We start from the raw sequence: 20,078 nt of genomic DNA on the forward strand, positions 1-20,078 counted from the left end.
TTTTTATTGAGATTCTAGTTCAAAAACTTTTTGAAGCATTTTGTCGTTTGGTTGGTTTACTTTGTATAAACCTTCGTCGCTAAAGAGTTCTCGAGCTATTAATGTTTTAAGATTTTCTTTTAGTTGTTTTTTTGTTCTTTGTGATAATCGATAGTCTTTGAATTTAGATAAAAACTGATTAGAAATAGTATTGTCCTTATCAAAATTCTTTATAAAATCTTCAACCGTAATCTCAGCAAGTTTTTTACGATTGTTATCTACATAGTTAAATGCGTAGTTGTTTAATGATCTAAAAAATATAGTTGGTATATAAGATGTTGTATCTACGGCAACAAAATGATCTGGTATAATTCCACCACCACCATAAACTGTTTTTCCTTTAGGAGTTGTAAATTTTAAACTGTCTATTGTTTTGATACTATCTCTATTAAAAAGTTCTCCGTTTGAGTAACGGTTTCTAATATCGCTATCGTAAGAAGAGGTTGTATTTTCTTTTTTATAAGGTTTCTGAATTGAGCGTCCAGTAGGAGTATAATATCTAGCGGTAGTTAGTCTAACAGCTGACCCATCACCTAAATCCATTTCCTGTTGTACCAATCCTTTTCCAAAAGAACGACGTCCAATAATAATACCTTTGTCATTATCTTGTAAAGCACCAGCTACAATTTCAGAAGCAGAGGCAGAGTTTTCGTCAATTAAAACATATAAACCGCCTTTTTCAAAATCTCCTTTTTCGGTAGCAAAAGACTCAACAACATCACCTTTGTTATTTTTAGTGAAAACAATTAATTTTTGATCCTCTAAAAATTCATCAACAATACTATTAGCTATATCAATAAAACCACCACCATTTCCGCGAAGATCAAGAACTAAGTCGGTCATCCCTTCTTCCAAAAGATTGTCTAAAGAGTTTTTGAATTCTTTATAAGTATTTCGAGCAAAACGATCTAACTTTATGTAGCCAATGCTATCGTTTAGCATATAAGCTACATCAACACTTTTAATATTTACTTTTCCTCTATTAATAGTTACATCAAAAAGACTATCGTTTGTTTTTCTGTAAACTTGTATGTCTACTTTAGTGTTAGGTTTACCTTTTAAAGCCTTCATTATTTGAGAAGTTTGAAGCCTTTTTCCATAAAGAGTATCTTTATTTGCTAACAAAATTCTATCACCAGCTTTAATTCCTTTCTTAATACTAGGTCCACCTTTTATTGGAGAAATAACGGTAATGGTATCACCAATCATTCTAAACTGAACACCAATTCCAACAAAGTTACCTTGCATGTTTTCGGTAACTAATTGAAGATTTTCTTTTGGGATATAAACAGAATGCGGATCTAACTTACCAAGCATTTCAGTAATTGCACCATCTAATAATTCATCAGTATTTACATTGTCTACATAATCATTATCTATATAATCAATAAGACGTTTAATTTTTCTTTCATTAGCAGTGTTTTTTCCAATTAAACCACTAGAGTTTCCTTGGTTAAAAAAAGTTCCGATAAGAATACCGAAAACAACAGCTATTGATAAATATATAGGTAAGTTATTTTTATTCATAAGGTAAATAAGTCAATTCAACACCAGCTTTTTCTAAAAAATCTATACCAGAACAATCTTTATATGCTTCTGCGTATACTACCCGTTTAATTCCTGCTTGATGAATTAATTTACTACATTGTTGACATGGAGAAAGTGTAATATATAATGTAGCATCTTTGCACGATTGTGTAGATGCTGCTACTTTTAAAATAGCATTTGCTTCTGCATGTAATACATACCATTTAGTATATCCTTCCTCATCTTCACAATAGTTTTCAAAACCTGAAGGAGTTCCGTTGTATCCATCGGAAATAATCATACGGTCTTTTACAATAAGGGCACCAACTTGTTTTCGTTTACAATGAGATAATTTACCCCATTCTCTAGCCATTTTTAAATAAGCCTTATCGTATTTTAATTGTTTTTTATTCAAGAGTAGTTTAGGTAGTTATGTTAAATGCTAATATAATTAGAATTAAGATGTTTAGACGTTAATTTTTTACCAAAAAACACGGTTGATCATCATTTGAAAAGCAAAACCAATTACAATAGATGATACAACTAAAATCCAGTCGCGACGGTTTACTCCAAATACAGATTGCACTAAAGATCCTACTAATAAAATAAGCAATACAATAATAATTTGAGCTGCTTCTACACCTAATGCAAATTCTAATAAAGGAACTAATTTGTCAGAAGTTTTTCCAATCATCATTTTAAAATAGTTAGAAAAACCTAATCCGTGAATTAAACCAAAGAATAGAGCGAAAAATAAGTTTTGATTTTCTTTTCCTACAGATGCTTTTTTAGCAGTAAGTACATTCATTAATCCAGTAATGAATATAGTTAAAGGTATTAAAAACTCAATTAAATCGGCTCTAACATTTAGTATTCCATAAGCAGATAGTGCTAAAGTGATTGAGTGCCCAATAGTAAACAATGTAATAAGCCATAAAACTTTTTTCCACTGCTTAAACTGATATACAACAGCAAGTACTATTAGAAATAAAATATGATCATAGGCTTTGATGTCTAATACATGAAACAAGCCCATTTTAAAGTAAAAAATAAAATCGTTCATTCGGGGTTTTTAAATTTTTATTTGTCGGTCTATTTGTTGGTCTAAAGATATAAAAGTTTCTGTTCTGGAAACCCCTTTTATAGTTTGAATATCTTTATTTAACAAATGCATTAAATCTTCATTGTTTTTACATAGTATTTTAATGAAAATAGCATAGTTACCCGTTGTATAATGACTCTCTACAACTTCAGGGATATCTTTTAATCGTTTAATAGCTGAAGAATATTGACTAGAAGCTTCCAAAAATACCCCCACAAAAGCGGTTGTGGTATATCCTAAAGCTTTTGGATTTAAAACCATTTTATAACCATCAATTAAATCAGAACTGTCTAATTTTCGTAATCGTTGATGTATTGCAGCACCCGATATTCCTACCTCTCTAGCAATACTTAAAATAGGTGTTCGAGCATCCTTTACTAGTCGCTTGATAATAATTTTATCAATACCGTCAATTTTTAATTTCTTAAGCATACAGCAAAAATAAGGAAACTTTAATTATCAATAAAAAGTAAAAAATTATTGTTTTTCAATAATTTTTATATATTTGTATCAGAATTAATCAAGCATAAAAAGAAATGAAAAAAGTATTAAGTGTTTTAAAATTGTTTTGTACGCTATTGGTGATTAGTGTTGGGATTAACTTTTTTGAGAAAACATATAAGGTAATTCACTATACAATATTTGGAGGAGTGAAATCGAAAGTTTTTAAAATGAGTTTACCAGATAATTGGAATGATGGATATTATTATTTTTTGTCATTTATAGTTTTAGGGTTAATGGGATACCTTATGTATTTATTATTAGTATTTAGAAAAGTGATTTTTAATTTTTCAAAAGAGCATGTATTTACGAAAGAGAATTGTAATCGATTAAGAACAGTAGGAAAGAGATTGATTATATATGGAACCGTTATTTTGTGTTTCACATTTATTTTAGGTTTTATATTAAGTAATGATCCAGATTTAAGTTCAATCTCAGATCCGGCTGTAGGTCAAGGATATAAGGTAGGTTATATAATAGGTAGATCTTTAGGTATATCTATAAGTAATGTGTTACCAATATTCGTGGTAGCATTATTTATGCAGTTTATATCTTTTTTAGTAGTAAAAGGAAATGTATTACAAGAAGAAAATAATTTAACAATTTAAAAAAAACATGAGTATGAAAACGATCTCAATCTTAAAGAAGTTTATAAATATATATTATTATTTGATGCTAATAAGTGTAGCAGCTTCAGTATTTGGAATAGCCACTTTTTTTCTTACTAGAAATAGTAAAATGAATCCTAAAATTTTAGGGATGTATGTAGATTTTAGAAATCTAAGTTCACCTAAAATTATAATTACTTTATGTATTATTATACTGTTGTATTCTATATACATAAAAGCAATTTCTTTGTTGAAAAATAGCTTAGATGATTTATCAATAGGAAATTATTTTTCTACATTAGTTGTTCGTAATTTTAATAAAATTGGTAAGCTTTTTTTAGTTAGCAGTGCTGTTGAATTTTTAGGGAAAATAGTATTACAGGTTTTGTTAGAACAAAAAATAGGAATGGAGTTAAATTCATCAGTATTTTTGTTTTTAATAATGGGACTTTTCTTTTTGTTTTTAAGTGAAGTATTTGGAAAAGCACAATTACTTAAAGAAGAAAATGACTTAACAATTTAAATTATGCCAATAATTGTAAACTTAGACGTAATGCTTGCTAAACGAAAAATGAAAAGCAAAGAATTGGCAGAAATTGTAGGTATTACTACAGCAAATTTATCAATCTTAAAATCAGGAAAGGCAAAGGCAATTCGATTTTCCACTTTAGAAGCTATTTGTAAAGCTTTAGATTGTCAACCAGCGGATATTTTAGAATATGTAGAAGCGTAATGGAAGAAGATTTTTATCTTTACATTTATGTACGCACTCGTAGATTGTAATAATTTTTATACTTCTTGTGAACGGGTTTTTAACCCGAATTTAGAAGGCAAACCAGTTGCTATTTTAAGCAATAATGATGGTTGTGTAATTTCTATGAGTGATGAAGCAAAAAAAATAAACCTTCCATTTGGAGCACCTATTTTTAAATGGGAACAGTTTTGTAAGGATAATAATATTTCAGTGTTATCATCAAACTATCCCTTATATGGAGATATGAGTGCTCGAGTGATGAAAATATTGGAACAATTTTCTCCCGATGTAGAAGTGTATTCAATAGACGAAGCTTTTTTACAGTTTAAAGGATTTGATAATTACGATTTTGATTCTTACGGAAAAAAAATAAGAAGTACAATTTTACAATGGACAGGAATACCAACCTGTGTAGGACTAGCACCTACAAAAGCTTTGAGTAAGATTGCTAACAAAATTGCCCGAAAGTTCCCTAAAAAAACTGGAGGGGTTTATGTAATAGATTCTGAAGAAAAGAGAATAAAAGCATTACAATGGATACCTATTGAAAGTGTTTGGGGAATTGGTAGAGGGTTGGTCAAAAAATTGAAAGCAAAAGGTTGTATTAAAGCTTACGATTTTACACAATTAGATGATGATTGGGTGCGAAAAAATTTATCAATTACAGTTTGGAAGTTGAAGAAAGATTTAGAAGGAGATTCTAAAATAATATTGGACGAACCCGTAACAAAAAAAGCAATAGCAACAACAAGAAGTTTTGAGTATACATTTTCAGATATAGATAATATTAAAGAACGAATTTCTACATTTGCCACCAGTTGTGCAGAAAAACTAAGAAAACAAAATTCTAGTTGTCATATGGTGGTTGTAATGTTGCGCAGCGATCGCCATAAAAAAGATAGTGAACAGCATAGGGTAAGTAAAACTGTAGTTTTTCCATATCCAACAGATTCAACATTAACTATTAGTAAAAGTGCAGTGAAAGCTGTAACAACTATATTTAAAGAAGGAATTAAGTATAAGCGAGCCGGAGTTATTGTAACAGGATTAGTACCTTCAGATAATTATCAATTGAATATGTTTGAAGGGGAAAACCCAAAACATAAACCTTTGATGAAGGCAATTGATAAGTTGAATAAAACATTTAAATCTGACAAAGTAAAATTAGCAAATCAAGATTTAAAGCGTACTTGGAAAATGCGTCAAGAACGTTTGTCACCAAAGTACACTACAAATATTAACGAGATTATTAAGGTGAAATAAATTATGGGAGCATTAGGAAAATTAACTCTTTTTTTACCAAAAGAGAAGAATGAAAATGAAGGAGCTATTTTTATGGATATTGGTATTTCGGCAGGATTCCCTTCGCCAGCAGACGATTTTAGAGAAACACGTATTTCTTTAGATGAGGAATTAATAAAAAATAAAGAAGCAACTTTTTTTGCAAAGGTTAGTGGTCAGTCTATGATTGGTGCAGGATTGGATGATAATGATTTGTTAGTAATAGACAGAAGTATTACGCCAACAAACAATAAGATAGCAGTTTGTTTTTTAGACGGAGAGTTTACAGTTAAACGTTTACGTGTTGAAGGTGATGAAGTATGGTTACAACCGGAAAATCCAGATTATCCTATTATAAAAATAACAGAAGAAAATAATTTTATTATTTGGGGAATTGTAACAAATGTTATTAAGAAAGTATAAAAAAAAACCAGCAATATTGCTGGTTTTTTTGTTGTAAGTCTTTTATCTAATAATTAGCAAAACTCATCGTAAGCAGCTGCTAAATTCTGAGCAATAGCTTGAGCAGAACGACCTTCAATATGATGACGCTCTAACATGTGTACTAAATTACCGTCTTTAAATAAAGCAATTGCAGGAGATGAAGGAGGGAAAGGAATCATATATTCTCTCGCTTTAGCTGTAGATTCTTTTTCTACACCTGCAAAAACAGTAGTTAAATTTGTAGGAGTTTTATCAGCTCCTAAAGAAGCAATAGCACCAGGTCTAGCTGTACCAGCAGCACAACCACAAACAGAGTTTACCATTACTAATGTTGTTCCTTCTTTAGCTAAAGCATTATCAACATCTTCAGCAGTATATAAAGCATCAAAACCAGCGTCAATTAACTGATCGCGCATCGGTTTTACCAATTCTTCTGGATACATATTTTTAAATTAAAATTTGATGCAAAGATACTTCATTTACAAGCAAGAATCAAACCTAAAAAACTGATGCTTTTATATTAAGACATAATAGTATCTTTACAGCTTTAAAAAAATAGAATGGGGAAATTTGGAAAATGGCTCGGGGCAGGAGCAGGATTTACATTGGGAGGTCCAATAGGAGCAATTATAGGATTTGCAGTAGGTAGTTTTATTGATGGGGTTTCTATAGAAGATTTTACAGAAGAGCAAAGAAAATATCAAGAACAAGCGCAACAGCAACAATATAGGGGAAGAGCTACTTCAGGAGATTTTGAAATAAGTTTATTAATACTAGCTTCAGTTGTTATAAAGTCTGATGGAAGAGTAGATAGAAGAGAATTAGACTATGTACGATCGTATTTTGTAAGAATGTATGGGAAAGAAAGGGCAAATCATGCATTTAAATTATTCAATGGAATTATAAAGAAACAAATTTCAACGCGTCAGGTTTGCTTGCAAATTCGTCAACACATGACGCATTCTACTCGATTACAATTACTTCACTTTTTATTTGGAATAGCTAAAGCTGATGGGCAAGTTACAGATCCAGAAGAACAAGAAATAAGAAAAATAGCAAGTTATTTATATATAAATCAACGAGATTATTCTTCAATAAAAGCGATGTTTTATGATGCTTCAGGTAGTGCGTATAAAATTTTAGAGATTTCTAAAAGTGCTACTGATAATGAAATAAAAAAAGCATATAGAAAGATGGCAAAAAAATACCATCCAGATAAATTACAAGGTTTGGGAGAAGAGCATAAAAAGGGGGCAAAAGAAAAATTCCAACAAATTCAAGCGGCTTACGACCAAATAAAAAAAGAGAGGGGACTTAGCTAATTTTTTAGTGTAATAAAAAAAAGTTATCTTTATGAGGGGTGGCTTAGATACGTAAAAACGCATTTTAAATATGGGTAAAAAGATACTATACTTATTTGTTTTTATAAGTGTAACTTGTTGGGGGCAAAGAAAATCTATAGCAGATAAATATTTTAATGAGTACGCTTATAAGAAATCAGCCAAATTATATGAAAGTTTATTTAAGAAAGGAGATACTTCCTATTCTGTTTTAAGTCGTCTAGGCGATTCTTATTACAATAATTCAAATTTTGTACAAGCCGAGAAATGGTACAAAGAATTAATAAAAAGGTATGAGAAAATTATTTCACCTGAATATGTTTTTAAATACGCACAAGTATTAAAAAGTAATGGGAAAATTAAAGAGTCAGATAAATGGCTTTTGAAATTACATAAATTAAAACAAGAAGATAGTAGAGGAGAGGCATTAAAACAGAATGAAAACTATTTTATTGAATATACTAATAGAGAAAAGTTATATGTAAACCTTAATAATCTTTCAATAAATACAAAGTATTCTGATTTTGGAGGTTTTATATATGGTAATGAGTTTTATTTTGCTTCAACAAAGCCTAATGGAACCAATGAGAAAAAGTTGTATAGTTGGAATAATCAACCACACCTTAGTATCTATAAAGGAACAGAATCTTTTAATGAAGAAGCAAAAATTCTAGATGTATTTGCTTCTAAGAAAGTTGAATCTGTAGATTCTAAATATCATGAGTCTAATGCTGTAATTACAGCAGACGGAAAAACAATGTATTTTACAAGAACGAGTTCTGATGGAGAAAAATTAAAAGGAGGAAAAAATAAAGAAGCAAATCTTAAAATTTATAAGGCAGAAAAAATAGGAGATGTTTGGGGGAATATAGCAGAACTTCCTTTTAATAATGATAACTACTCAATAGGACACCCTGCTTTGAGTTTGGATGAAAAAACATTGTATTTTATCTCTAATATGCCCAACGGATATGGCTTAACCGATATTTATAAGGTAGAGTTATTAGAGGGAGGAAAATACAGTGAACCAAAAAACTTAGGAAGAGGTATAAATACAGAAGGAAGAGAAATGTTTCCTTTTATAGGAGACGATAATACCTTGTATTTTGCTTCAGATGGGCACTTAGGTTTAGGAGCTTTAGATGTCTTTGAATCTAAATTTGTAGAAGGTAATTATACGAAGTCTCTAAATTTAGGAGCACCAATCAATGGACCTTATGATGATTTTGGATTTGTAATTAATAAGAAAAGAAATAATGGTTTTTTCTCTTCAAACAGAGAAGGAGGAAAAGGAGATGATGATATTTATAGTTTCTTAGTATATAATTGTAAAGAAGCTATATCTGGTTTAGTAACAGAAACAAAAACAGAGAAGCCAATTCAAGATGTAGTAGTAAGATTAATTGATTCAACAGGTAAAGTAGTAACTGAAACAAAAACAAAAGAAGATGGAACGTATACTTTTAATGCGTTAGAGTGTGAAAAAAAGTTTACGGTAGTAGCATCAAAAGATGATTATAAGAGTGAAGAAAAAGTGGTAGAAACACTTGATGTAAATAAGGAATCAATAACTACTAATTTACAATTGGAATCTTTGATCGTTGAAGATCAAATAGTCATAAATCCTATTTATTTTGATTTTGATAAGTATGATATTAGAGAAGATGCAGCATACGAGTTAGAACATGTGGTGTCTGTAATGAATAATCATCCAGAAATGGTAATTAAAATTGAATCGCATACAGATAGCAGAGGAGAAGCTAAGTATAATAAATGGCTATCTACCAAAAGAGCAGAAGCAACTAAAGAGTATATTATTTCAAGAGGTATTTCATCAGAGAGAATACAAAGTGCAAAAGGTTTTGGAGAAGAACAATTATTGAATGATTGTGATGAAACAAAAGGAACTGAATGTGCTGAAGAAGCACATCAAATAAATCGTCGTTCATATTTTTACATACTAGATGATACTAAAACATCACTAGTAAAAAGAAAAGAAGGATTAGTATACAAAATACAACTAGCTTCAACTAAAAGGCAAGAATTTGAAAAAGAGCCATTTGCTAATTTAGAGGAATCAGAAGTTATACGTGCAGGAACCTCATTTAAATTTTATTGTTGTAAAAATAAGTCGTTAGAAAAAATAGAAAATAGGTTAAAACAATTGAAAAAAGCAGGTTATAATGATGCTTTTATTGTTCCTTTTTTAGAAGGGAAAAGAATAAGCATAAAAGAAGCTTTAAAAATAGATAAGAATGCTAAAAGGTAATTAACATATTAAAACTTTTAAGAGAGATATTATCCATAATAATAAAAGCGTTGTAAGAAAATTTCTTGCAACGCTTTTTTAATAATCAAGCAATTATTTTGAAAATCAATACTAAGTAAACATCGATTGAATAAAAAAATAGAATTACTTAATTTACTTAAGGGGGCTTTGGTAAATTAATTATTAGTTATTTTATAGATATGAGTTTCTGTATCTAATTTTTTGTTTACTATAGAAGCACGATAAGAACCATATAGATAAATTTCATTGTTAACATGTAAAACTCTAGGTTTAAGCATGTGTAATGAAAGTTGTCCATTTACATTTGGTAATTTATCAAGCTCTGCTTTTTCTTCCCAGTTAATGCCATCTTCAGAAGAGTAAATCAATTGTTTGGCAGGTAAATAGTCTTTTTTAACATCTCCAGTATTGGCTATTTTAATTAAACCTGTGTTTACAACAACGACTAAATTTCCTTTGTAAACAAAAGGACGAAGATCTCCTAAATTATTGTATTTATAATTTTTCCAAGGCGTATTTATAGTAGCTACAGACCAGTTAATCATATCTTTACTTTTTAAAACGCGTGTATGAGCAGTGAATATAGAAGCTAATTGTCCAGCAATTAAGTAATATTCATTGTTTAATTTAATAATGGTATGTTCTTGAATTCCTTGCCTAGAAGATTCGGTACCTAATAAAGCGTCACTAATGCTGCCTACTTTAGTCCAGTTTTTTCCATTACTAGATTCCCAAATGTCTTGATATAAATGCCAGTTGGTTAAAGAATGTCCGCCAATTAAGTACATTTTGTTGTTGTGAACAGATACAGACATGCTTTCTCTGGTTTCCCATGGACCATGTTTAGCAACCTGTGTCCAATTAATACCATCATCACTTTGCCAAATATCATTTAGCCATTCTGTAATATCGTTATTGTTATTTTTTCCGCCAATAATCCATAATTTATTATTAAAAGTTAAAAGATTAAAATCAGAACGACCTTGCCATGGAGCATTATCAACAACTTTAGTCCAATTAACCCCATCATTACTTTTCCATATATCATTAAAGTAAGTGTTGTTTGAACGTAGAAATGGTTCTTCTCCTCCCATGAACCAATATTCTCCTTTAAAAGTTATTATTTCAGCACCATTTCTAGCAGGCAAGGTAGAACTGATTAAAGTACTACTAAGATTAAGATTTTCATGAGGGGTGTTAACGAATGTTGAGGTATTGTTTTTAATAATGGTGTCTTCTGAACACCCTATTAAAAGGCTAACACACAATAATAAGGGAAATATTATTTTACTATTCATATGATAATGTATTTATGTTTTTAGTTTAAGCTTTCTTCTAAGTTATGTCTGACCAATAAGGCAGAAGTAACACTAGAAATTACAGTTTGTAGTTCGTTCCTTAGATCGTTTTTAATCCAAACACGTCCATTATTAAGTAAAGAAACAGCAGCTATTGATGTACCATTGTATAAGAATTCAAAACCATGATTGTCTATTTGAATCCAGTTAGCTTGTCCCTCTATTTTTTTTACAGGTTTAATTATAATTTGCTGTTTATTTTTTGAATTTTTAATAAAACCAAAAGTGCTATTTTTCAAAGAATTTCCGTCAGGTTCATGTAAAATGAAATTCCAGTTGTTTTTAGAAGAACCTATACTAATAGAACCTGCAAAATAGTTTTTATAAGATAATTCAATAGCGAAAAAATCCTCAATTAAATTGTATTCAGTACTTTTAAATTTACCAATACAATTAACCTGAGCTTTTTCGTTAGTGGTGTTTTGAATAAAACTTAGTTTTTCTTTAGCTCCTTTGAAATGAATTTTAAATGGAATGTTATAACCTAGGTTCCAACCTCTCTTTATTTTAGATGTTTTGAAGTTACCAAAGCTTATTATTTGATTGAATTGCCACCCTTGTCTACCAGTAACTTCATAAATTGATGTGTTGTTTTTTAAACTAGAAGAAACAACAATATTAGGAGTAGAACAAGAAAAGAAACTACCTATTAAAAAAAGAGAAACAACTATGTTTAGCTTCATAAAAACATTGCTTTTAAATTCAGGAAGCAAAATTAGAGTAGACTTAAAAAAAATAGTTGTTGTAAGGGCTTACAAAGAGTTTATTCCTGTAATCTTGTATGTTACAAAAGCATTACATTTTAATGTATGTTATTGTTTATTAGTGTTTTTGAATAAAACTGTATAGAGAAGTGTTTTTGTCTAAAGATAATTTTGTTTTCAATCTACTTTTAGCAACATTTATGGTGTTTACAGATTGTTTTGTAATCTCTGAAATCTCTTTTGTACTAAAATTTAGTTTAATTAAAGCAGCCAATCTCATTTCATTTTTGGTTAATTTGTACCCTTCTTTACTCAAAGATTTATAAAAATTAGGATGTACTTTTTCGAAGTGATATTCAAATTCATTACCAATAGAATCTTTAATATTTTGTTGAATTTTTTTATAAATATCTAAAAAAGCATTTTTGTCTTTTGCTGCATTATTCGCATGAGTTTTTACATCAGAAGCAAGCTGTTTTAAAAAAGTTTGTTTTTCATCAACTAATAAATTTTTAAATAATAGTTGCTGATGATTTTGAATGTTTTCATCTCTTAAAGAACCTACTTTTGAATATAATTTGCTGTTTTTTAAATGTTGTCTCTTTTTATATTTCAAGAATAGATAAATAGCGAAGCTAAAAAAGACTAAAAGCAATAAAATAATAATTAAGTAAAATCTTTTCTGAGTAGAGCTTTTAATACTTTCCGATTGCAATTTTTTTTCTAGGTTTTTATAAATAGCAATTCCCTGATCTTTTTTAAGTTTTTTACTATTCTCTTTATCGGCTATGTTCTTATTGTATTTTCTTAAAGCCCAATGTGCTTTTTCAAACTGTTTGTTGTTTATATACGCTTTTTCTAGCCATATATAAATTGTTTCAAGTTGAAGAAAATCGTTTAAATTTTCAAAATAAGGAATTGCTTTTTTTAATAAATTAATTCCTTCGTTATTAAAATCTTGACTTATTAAAATACGAGCACGTTGCACTTTAATTTCATTAATAAATTTTGTTTGTTTAAACTTCAGAGCGTTTTTTTCAGATAAATTAAGTAAACTATCAGCTTTTATTAAATTACCTCTACTAATTTCATTGGCTCCTAGATTTATATAGCAAAAGGTAAGTAGGTAATCTTTTTTTAATTGGATACTAGCATCAAGAGCTTTTTTAGTGTAATAATAAGCAGAGTCAGGATTGGAATGTGCAAAACCCATATTAAAATAACAACCCATAGCTGGAGAGTTTTTTTCTAATCCAAGTTGTATTCCTTTTTTAAAATAATATTGAGCACTATCCTTATGATTTTCGTTTGAATAAGAGTGACCAATGTTGTTATACAAACTATTAATATCATCTATAGAATCTGGGTACTTGTTTAAAACAATTTCTAAAGATTTTTTAAAGTTTTTTATGGCTAAGTCATGATGAAAAAAACCGCTATATATGGTTCCTATTCCATTTAAAGCATCAGCTTTGGTATAATCAGAAATAATAGGTTGTTCTAACGCAAAATAAAAATGTTTATTAGCATTTTCATGATCTCTAAAAATTGCATATTGATAATTTGCAAGGGCAACATAAAAATCAGCAAGTTTATCTTTAGGGAGTGTATGTAAGTTTTTTAATTGTTTGTCAATTTCATCTTTGTCAATATCAGCACTAAAAGCTCTCAATCTATTATATAAAGGAGTTGTTTCCTTTGCTTGAGCATTGCTTCCAAAGACGATAAAAGACAGTAAACAAAAAGTAAAAATATACTTCATAAATAAGTATTTAAAAATCAAAAATAAGTAATCAATATAAATAGCAGCAATAAATACAATATAAGCTTAAAAAGTGTGAGATGTTTGAAAATAAATAATAACGCCAAAAAGCTTAAAATTAGTATACATTTTTTATAAGGCAACCCCAACAATTACAAGAAAATACGTAATTTCGCACATTCAATTAATATTATAAAAAAATGAGTACGAAGTTTACTGAATACAAAGGGCTTAATTTGCCAAATGTTGCTGAAGAAATCCTTAATTATTGGAAGGAAAACAACATTTTTGAAAAAAGTATAACTACACGTGATGACAACAAACCGTTCATATTTTTTGAAGGACCACCTTCTGCAAATGGTTTACCAGGGATTCACCATGCAATGGGACGTACCATTAAAGATATTTTTTGCCGTTATAAAACATTAAAAGGATTTCAAGTTAAACGTAAAGCTGGATGGGATACTCATGGATTACCAGTTGAGTTAGGAGTAGAAAAAGAACTTGGAATTACTAAAGAAGATATTGGTACTAAAATTACAGTAGAAGAATACAACGTTGCTTGTAAAAAAGCTGTAATGAAGTATACAGATATCTGGAATAACTTAACAGAAAAAATGGGTTATTGGGTAGATATGGAAGATCCATATGTAACCTATAAATCTAAATATATGGAAACAGTATGGTGGTTGTTAAAACAGATATACAACAAAGACTTGATGTACAAAGGGTACACAATTCAACCATATTCACCAAAAGCAGGAACTGGATTAAGTTCACATGAGGTAAATCAACCAGGAGCTTACCAAGATGTTACAGATACTACAGTTGTAGCACAGTTTAAAGCAGTTAATGAAACTTTACCAAGTTTTCTAGAAAACAGAGGAGATATCCATATCCTTGCATGGACTACAACTCCATGGACTTTACCAAGTAATACAGCTTTAACAGTTGGTCCAAAAATAGATTATGTATTAGTTAAAACATTTAATCAATATACATTTGAGCCAATTCAAGTAATACTTGGAAAACCATTAGTTGGAAAACAATTTGCAGGTAAAAAGTTTAAAGCGGTTGAAAATGAAGCAGATTTGGCTACTTATAATGCAGGAGATAAGCAAATACCTTATTGCGTTGTGGCGGAATGTAAAGGAGCAGACTTAGTAGGAATTAAATACGAGCAATTATTGCCGTATGCGTTGCCTCATGAAACACCAGAGCAGGCATTTAGAGTTATCCCTGGAGATTTTGTTACTACAGAAGATGGTACAGGTATTGTACATACTGCACCTACATTTGGTGCAGATGATGCTTTGGTAGCTAAAGATGCAGGAGTACCACCAATGTTGGTAAAAGATGCAAACGATAATTTAGTGCCATTAGTAGATTTGCAAGGGAAATTTACAAGAGATATGGGAGAGTTTGCAGGAATGTATGTTAAGAATGAGTATTATACTGAAGGAGAAGCTCCAGAAAAATCTGTAGATGTACAAATAGCAATCAAATTAAAAGAAGAAAATAAAGCTTTTAAAGTAGAAAAATATGTACACAGTTACCCACATTGTTGGAGAACAGATAAGCCAATTTTATATTATCCATTAGATTCTTGGTTTATCAAAGTAACTGATGTAAAAGAACGTATGTATTCTTTAAATGAAGAAATTAACTGGAAACCAGAAGCAACAGGAACAGGTCGTTTTGGTAATTGGTTAAAGAATGCAAACGATTGGAACTTATCGCGTTCACGTTTTTGGGGAATTCCATTACCAGTTTGGAGAACAGAAGATGGAAAAGAAGCGAAAATTATAGGTTCTATAGCTGAGTTGAAAGAAGAAATGCAGCGTTCAGTAGAAGCTGGTGTAATGACCGAGGATATTTTTGCTGATTTCGTATCAGGAGATATGTCTGAAGAAAATTATGACAAAGTAGATTTACATAAAAATGTAGTTGATAAAATTACATTAGTTTCAGATAGCGGTGAGCCTATGAAACGTGAATCAGACTTAATTGATGTTTGGTTTGATTCTGGTTCAATGCCATATGCACAATGGCACTACCCATTTGAAAATAAAGAATTAGTAGAAGAAGGGTGGAAAACAGCAGATTTTATTGCTGAAGGAGTAGATCAAACTAGAGGTTGGTTCTATACACTTCATGCAATAGCTACTATGGTTTTTGATGATAAAGCATATAAAAATGTTGTATCAAATGGATTAGTACTAGATAAGAATGGACAAAAAATGTCTAAACGTTTAGGAAATGGAGTTGATCCATTTGAAACATTAGATCAATATAGTCCAGATGCTACTCGTTGGTACATGATATCAAATGCGAATCCATGGGATAACTTAAAGTTCGATTTAGACGGAATTACAGAGGTTAGCAGAAAGTTTTTCGGAACATTGTATAATACTTATTCATTCTTTAGTTTATATGCTAATATTGATAACTTCACCTACAGTGAAGAAGAGATAGCAATACAAGATAGACCAGAGATTGATCGTTGGATTTTATCAGAGTTAAATACATTGGTTCAAAAAGTAGATAAATTCTATGCAGAGTATGAACCAACAAAAGCAACAAGAGCAATTTCTGATTTTGTTCAAGATTACTTAAGTAACTGGTATGTTCGTTTATGTAGAAGGCGTTTTTGGAAAGGAGAATATGCTCAAGATAAAATTTCAGCATATCAAACGTTATATACTTGTATGGTTACTGTAGCTAAACTTGGATCTCCAGTAGCACCTTTCTTTATGGATAAATTATATAAAGATTTAATTAAGGCTACAGGAACTGAAGGTTTTGAAAGTGTACATTTAGCAGAGTTTCCAAAATACAATGCAGATTTAGTTGATAAATCGTTAGAGCGTAAAATGGAAAATGCACAAACTATTTCTTCATTAGTTTTATCGTTAAGAGCTAAAGAAAAAATCAAAGTACGTCAGCCATTACAAAAAATAATGATTCCTGTATTAGGGGAAACTCAAAGGGAAGAAATTTTAGCTGTAGCAGATTTAATTAAATCTGAGGTAAATGTTAAGGAAATAGAGCTATTAGACGATGCTTCAGGTATTTTAGTTAAGCAAATTAAACCAAACTTTAAAGCCTTAGGACCTAAGTTTGGGAAAGATATGAAGTTGATTTCTAGTGAGATACAAAAATTCGGTCAAGAAGAAATAATTAAAATTGAAAAAGAAGGGAGTATTTCCATTGAAATTAATGATAAAATCATTAATTTAGAAACCGCTGATGTAGAGATTTCATCCAAAGATATCGAAGGTTGGTTGGTAGCAAATGCTGAAGGTTTAACCGTAGCTTTAGATGTTACAATTAATGATGATTTACGTAAAGAAGGAGTTGCAAGAGAATTAATTAATAGAATTCAAAACGCACGTAAAGAGACCGGTTTAGATGTAACTGATAAAATAAAGTTAACAATTTTACAAGCTGCCGATTTAGAGAATTCGGTTATAGCAAATGAAAACTATATAAAAGCTGAAACATTAACAGATACGTTAGTTTTTGTTGATGATTTAAAGACTGGTACGGATATTGAATTCGATGCCATCAAAAGTAAAATGTTAATAGAAAAAATATAGCGTTATGGATGATATTAAAGTAAGATACTCTGACGGTGATCTACAAGAATTTAAAGAAATCATTTTAAAGAAAATAGAACACGCTGAAGAAGATTTAAGACTATTACAGGATTCATATAAAAATGGAGCCGACAACGGAACTGAAGATACTTCACCAACTTTCAAGTCGTTTGAAGAAGGATCTGATACAATGGCAAAAGAAGCAAATATGCAATTAGCCATTCGTCAAGAAAAATTTATTCGTGATTTAAAAAATGCCCTAATTCGTATTGAAAATAAAACATACGGAGTTTGTAGAGTTACAGGTAAATTAATCCAAAAAGAACGTTTAAAATTAGTTCCTCATGCAACTTTAAGCATAGAAGCTAAACGTAAACAATAAAAAATTATAAATAAAATATAAAGCCTCTATAAAAGAGGCTTTTTTTATATGAGAAACTTTTTGATATTCATCTTCATATTTTCAAGTTTTTTAATTTTTTCACAGGAAAAGTTAATAAAGCAGAAAAATATACAAGCAGAGGTAATAGAAATTATTACTGATGGGTTGGATGATGTTATTATAGAAAATTCTTTAGAAAATAAATTAGAGGTAGTCCTATTAGATGAAAATCCAAATTCACATGTAATCCTTATACAAGAAGATAGAGAAGAAGTCAGAATTAGATTTAAGTTAAATTTTAAAGCTTTTGATAATGGAGTTTTTAGGAAGTATATAACGAAGCGTATAGAAAGAGCAAGTGCAGTTGTTAAAGTCCCAAAAGGCAAAAAAGTTATTATTTATGGGAAAACAGTAGGGGTAGAATCAAAAAGCTACAAAGGAGATTTGTCTGTTTTTATAGAAAAAGGAAATGTAAAATTAAACGAAGCCCAAGGAGATATTTTGGTAAAACTATTCTTAGGAAATGTTTATGCAAAATTGAATAAAAATAGGAATATAGATGTTGAAACTACTAATGGGAAATTTACTTTAAATAATAAGAAAATGAGTAATAAATTTTATGAAAAGGAAATAAATTCTAGCCCTAATTTTAAAGTAAAATCAATAAATGCTAATGTTATTCTAATAAGAGAATAAAAACCAATACTTTTCTTATTTTTGTTGCTATTAAAATCTCAAAATGTCTAAAAAAAATATAGCAATACTTACCGTAATTTTGGCAATATTAATTGACCAAATTAGTAAAATATATGTAAAAACTCATTTCCAATTAGGAGAAGAAGTCGTTGTATTTAGCGATTGGTTTAAAATACATTTTACAGAGAATAACGGTATGGCTTGGGGGTTTGAGTTTGGTGGAAAAGCAGGTAAATTATTTTTAACATTGTTTAGAGTTGTTGCGGTATCAGGAATTATTTACTGGTTATGGCAAACTATAAAAAGACAAGCACATACTGCAGTAGTAGTAGCCATATCATTAATTTTAGCAGGAGCCGTAGGTAATATTATTGATTCTGTTTTCTATGGAGTAATTTTTGATTCATCATATCATAATGTAGCAACATTGTTTTCAGATAAACCTTACGGAGAGTTATTTTATGGAAAAGTTGTAGATATGTTGTATTTCCCAATTTATGAAGGAGAAAATTTTACTTTTTTTAATGCAATATTCAATGGAGCTGATTCATGGATAACCATTGGAGTAGCATTATTATTCTTATTTAACAAACAAGCATTTCCTAAAGAAGAAAAAGAAGCTTAGTTTTTAAAATTATACTTATTACAGATTTTCTATATTTATAGAAAATAAAATCTATGCGTCTCTTAAAGTACATTGCTGTTTTTTTATTAGGCTTTCTTATTGCAAAATTTTGGTATGAAAGAAAAGAAGAGAAACATCAACAAGAAGAAATAAAAGTAGTTTTAAACGGAATTCAAAACTTAAGCAAGTTAGTAGTTTCAGAAGGCAATTTTTCTGAAATGTACAGTTTTACAGACACAAAAAAATACTTTTATAACTATTTATCCTTCGAAAAAAAAGCAATGTTATCTGTCAATGCTAAAGTTGAAGTAGGCTATGATTTATCTAAACTAGATATTCAAATAGATAGTATTGCAAAACAAATAATTATTAATAAAATTCCTGAGGAAGAAATAGTAATATCTCCAGATATAAAGTATTTCGATTTACAACAAAGTAAGTTTAATACTTTTTCAAAAGCTGAATTGAATAAACTTACTGATAAATCAATCGAAAATATAAAATCAACTATTACGGTGTCTAACTTACAAAAAGAAGCTAAAACACGCTTATTTGAAGAATTATCTAAATTATATCAACTATCTCAAATATATAATTGGGAAGTAGTAGATAATACCAATTCTAAAATAAGAGAAGCTATTTTAATTAAAGATTAATTAGGAAGTTTGTTACTTAATAATCCATAGATAAAAGCACCGAGCATAGCACCAATAAGGACTATTAAAATTGGTAATATACCATGACCTATTAATACAAAAATTGGAGCGGGGCAAGCACCAGCTAAAGCCCATCCTAAACCAAAAATAGTACCGCCAATTAAAGTTCTAATAAATCCTTTTTTCTTTTCTTTTATCGTAATTTGATTTCCTAAGTAATCTTTGATAGTTCCTTTTTTAAAGAAGTGCATTAAAATTAAAGAAATTCCTACAGCAGAACCTATAATTCCATACATATGGAAAGATTGAAATTTAAACATTTCATAAATTCTATACCATGAAATAGCTTCAGATTTGGTTAAAACAATTCCGAAGAAAACACCGAGTAATAAAAATTTTAAATTCTTCAT

The 20,078-nt window shown here is 29.5% G+C and carries 21 protein-coding genes; 12 read left to right on the forward strand and 9 right to left on the reverse strand.

Annotated elements, in window-relative coordinates:
• Positions 1-3 precede the first annotated feature (3 nt).
• From MHN29_RS06355 to MHN29_RS06370, 4 genes are all read right to left on the reverse strand, one after another.
• Positions 4-1,566, reverse strand: coding sequence for a S41 family peptidase (locus MHN29_RS06355; protein WP_235274210.1), 1,563 nt, complete (start codon positions 1,564-1,566; stop codon positions 4-6).
• Positions 1,559-1,981, reverse strand: a complete 423-nt coding sequence (locus MHN29_RS06360; protein WP_255689253.1) for a dCMP deaminase family protein — start codon at positions 1,979-1,981, stop codon at positions 1,559-1,561. Before MHN29_RS06360 ends, MHN29_RS06355 begins: the two co-directional genes overlap by 8 nt.
• Before the next feature lie 66 nt (positions 1,982-2,047).
• Positions 2,048-2,629, reverse strand: a complete 582-nt coding sequence (locus MHN29_RS06365) for a HupE/UreJ family protein (RefSeq protein ID WP_150898428.1) — start codon at positions 2,627-2,629, stop codon at positions 2,048-2,050.
• A gap of 9 nt (positions 2,630-2,638) precedes the next feature.
• Positions 2,639-3,100 carry an Lrp/AsnC ligand binding domain-containing protein gene (locus tag MHN29_RS06370; RefSeq protein WP_150898429.1) on the reverse strand — a complete coding sequence of 154 codons (462 nt, stop codon included), beginning with the start codon at positions 3,098-3,100 and terminating at the stop codon, positions 2,639-2,641.
• Positions 3,101-3,204: 104 nt separating this feature from the next.
• Between MHN29_RS06370 and MHN29_RS06375 the strand changes: the two genes are divergently transcribed.
• The 5 genes from MHN29_RS06375 to MHN29_RS06395 are packed head-to-tail and all read left to right on the forward strand — an operon-like array spanning position 3,205 to position 6,235.
• Positions 3,205-3,777 (forward strand): DUF2975 domain-containing protein, encoded by a 573-nt coding sequence (locus MHN29_RS06375; protein ID WP_235274209.1) that lies wholly within the window; start codon positions 3,205-3,207, stop codon positions 3,775-3,777.
• A gap of 13 nt (positions 3,778-3,790) precedes the next feature.
• Positions 3,791-4,300: a DUF2975 domain-containing protein gene (locus MHN29_RS06380; protein WP_235274208.1), complete on the forward strand. Its 510-nt coding sequence runs from the start codon at positions 3,791-3,793 to the stop codon at positions 4,298-4,300.
• Positions 4,301-4,303: 3 nt separating this feature from the next.
• Entirely contained in the window at positions 4,304-4,510 is a 207-nt protein-coding gene (locus MHN29_RS06385) for a helix-turn-helix transcriptional regulator (protein ID WP_235274207.1), read from the forward strand.
• Positions 4,511-4,537: 27 nt separating this feature from the next.
• On the forward strand, positions 4,538-5,794 hold the full coding sequence (locus MHN29_RS06390) for a Y-family DNA polymerase (RefSeq protein ID WP_235274206.1): 1,257 nt from the start codon (positions 4,538-4,540) through the stop codon (positions 5,792-5,794).
• Between the two features lie 3 nt (positions 5,795-5,797).
• Positions 5,798-6,235, forward strand: coding sequence for a LexA family transcriptional regulator (locus MHN29_RS06395; RefSeq protein ID WP_235274205.1), 438 nt, complete (start codon positions 5,798-5,800; stop codon positions 6,233-6,235).
• Positions 6,236-6,288: 53 nt separating this feature from the next.
• On the opposite strand, the gene MHN29_RS06400 is transcribed toward MHN29_RS06395, so the two are convergent.
• Positions 6,289-6,699 (reverse strand): BrxA/BrxB family bacilliredoxin, encoded by a 411-nt coding sequence (locus MHN29_RS06400; RefSeq protein ID WP_150898432.1) that lies wholly within the window; start codon positions 6,697-6,699, stop codon positions 6,289-6,291.
• Positions 6,700-6,816: 117 nt separating this feature from the next.
• Between MHN29_RS06400 and MHN29_RS06405 the strand changes: the two genes are divergently transcribed.
• Together MHN29_RS06405 and MHN29_RS06410 are read left to right on the forward strand one after the other, a co-directional pair.
• Complete coding sequence (locus tag MHN29_RS06405; protein ID WP_235274204.1) at positions 6,817-7,578, forward strand: TerB family tellurite resistance protein; 762 nt, start codon at positions 6,817-6,819, stop codon at positions 7,576-7,578.
• A gap of 70 nt (positions 7,579-7,648) precedes the next feature.
• Positions 7,649-9,865 carry an OmpA family protein gene (locus MHN29_RS06410; protein ID WP_235274203.1) on the forward strand — a complete coding sequence of 739 codons (2,217 nt, stop codon included), beginning with the start codon at positions 7,649-7,651 and terminating at the stop codon, positions 9,863-9,865.
• A 176-nt stretch (positions 9,866-10,041) separates the two neighbouring features.
• Here MHN29_RS06410 and MHN29_RS06415 read toward each other — a convergent pair whose 3' ends face one another.
• From MHN29_RS06415 to MHN29_RS06425, 3 genes are all read right to left on the reverse strand, one after another.
• Entirely contained in the window at positions 10,042-11,184 is a 1,143-nt protein-coding gene (locus MHN29_RS06415; RefSeq protein WP_235274202.1) for a hypothetical protein, read from the reverse strand.
• Between the two features lie 20 nt (positions 11,185-11,204).
• Entirely contained in the window at positions 11,205-11,927 is a 723-nt protein-coding gene (locus MHN29_RS06420; protein ID WP_235274201.1) for a hypothetical protein, read from the reverse strand.
• 139 nt (positions 11,928-12,066) lie between these two features.
• The gene (locus tag MHN29_RS06425; RefSeq protein WP_235274200.1) at positions 12,067-13,710 is read right to left on the reverse strand and encodes a hypothetical protein; all 1,644 of its coding nucleotides are present in this window, start codon (positions 13,708-13,710) and stop codon (positions 12,067-12,069) included.
• A gap of 200 nt (positions 13,711-13,910) precedes the next feature.
• Between MHN29_RS06425 and ileS the strand changes: the two genes are divergently transcribed.
• Genes ileS through MHN29_RS06450 form a run of 5 tightly spaced genes read left to right on the forward strand, consistent with a single transcriptional unit; the run spans position 13,911 to position 19,668 of the window.
• Entirely contained in the window at positions 13,911-17,309 is a 3,399-nt protein-coding gene (gene ileS / locus MHN29_RS06430; protein WP_235274199.1) for an isoleucine--tRNA ligase, read from the forward strand.
• 4 nt (positions 17,310-17,313) lie between these two features.
• Positions 17,314-17,691 carry a TraR/DksA C4-type zinc finger protein gene (locus tag MHN29_RS06435; RefSeq protein WP_150898439.1) on the forward strand — a complete coding sequence of 126 codons (378 nt, stop codon included), beginning with the start codon at positions 17,314-17,316 and terminating at the stop codon, positions 17,689-17,691.
• A 48-nt stretch (positions 17,692-17,739) separates the two neighbouring features.
• Positions 17,740-18,387: a hypothetical protein gene (locus MHN29_RS06440; protein WP_235274198.1), complete on the forward strand. Its 648-nt coding sequence runs from the start codon at positions 17,740-17,742 to the stop codon at positions 18,385-18,387.
• A 43-nt stretch (positions 18,388-18,430) separates the two neighbouring features.
• Complete coding sequence (locus tag MHN29_RS06445) at positions 18,431-19,012, forward strand: lipoprotein signal peptidase (protein ID WP_235274197.1); 582 nt, start codon at positions 18,431-18,433, stop codon at positions 19,010-19,012.
• A gap of 53 nt (positions 19,013-19,065) precedes the next feature.
• Positions 19,066-19,668: a DUF4230 domain-containing protein gene (locus MHN29_RS06450; RefSeq protein ID WP_235274196.1), complete on the forward strand. Its 603-nt coding sequence runs from the start codon at positions 19,066-19,068 to the stop codon at positions 19,666-19,668.
• Here the strand turns inward: MHN29_RS06450 and MHN29_RS06455 are convergent.
• Positions 19,665-20,078 (reverse strand): DUF6691 family protein, encoded by a 414-nt coding sequence (locus MHN29_RS06455; RefSeq protein WP_235274195.1) that lies wholly within the window; start codon positions 20,076-20,078, stop codon positions 19,665-19,667. The two genes, MHN29_RS06450 and MHN29_RS06455, sit on opposite strands and share 4 nt — an antisense overlap.

This window comes from Tenacibaculum sp. Cn5-46 (assembly GCF_022347705.1).
GTDB lineage: Bacteria > Bacteroidota > Bacteroidia > Flavobacteriales > Flavobacteriaceae > Polaribacter > Polaribacter aiptasiae.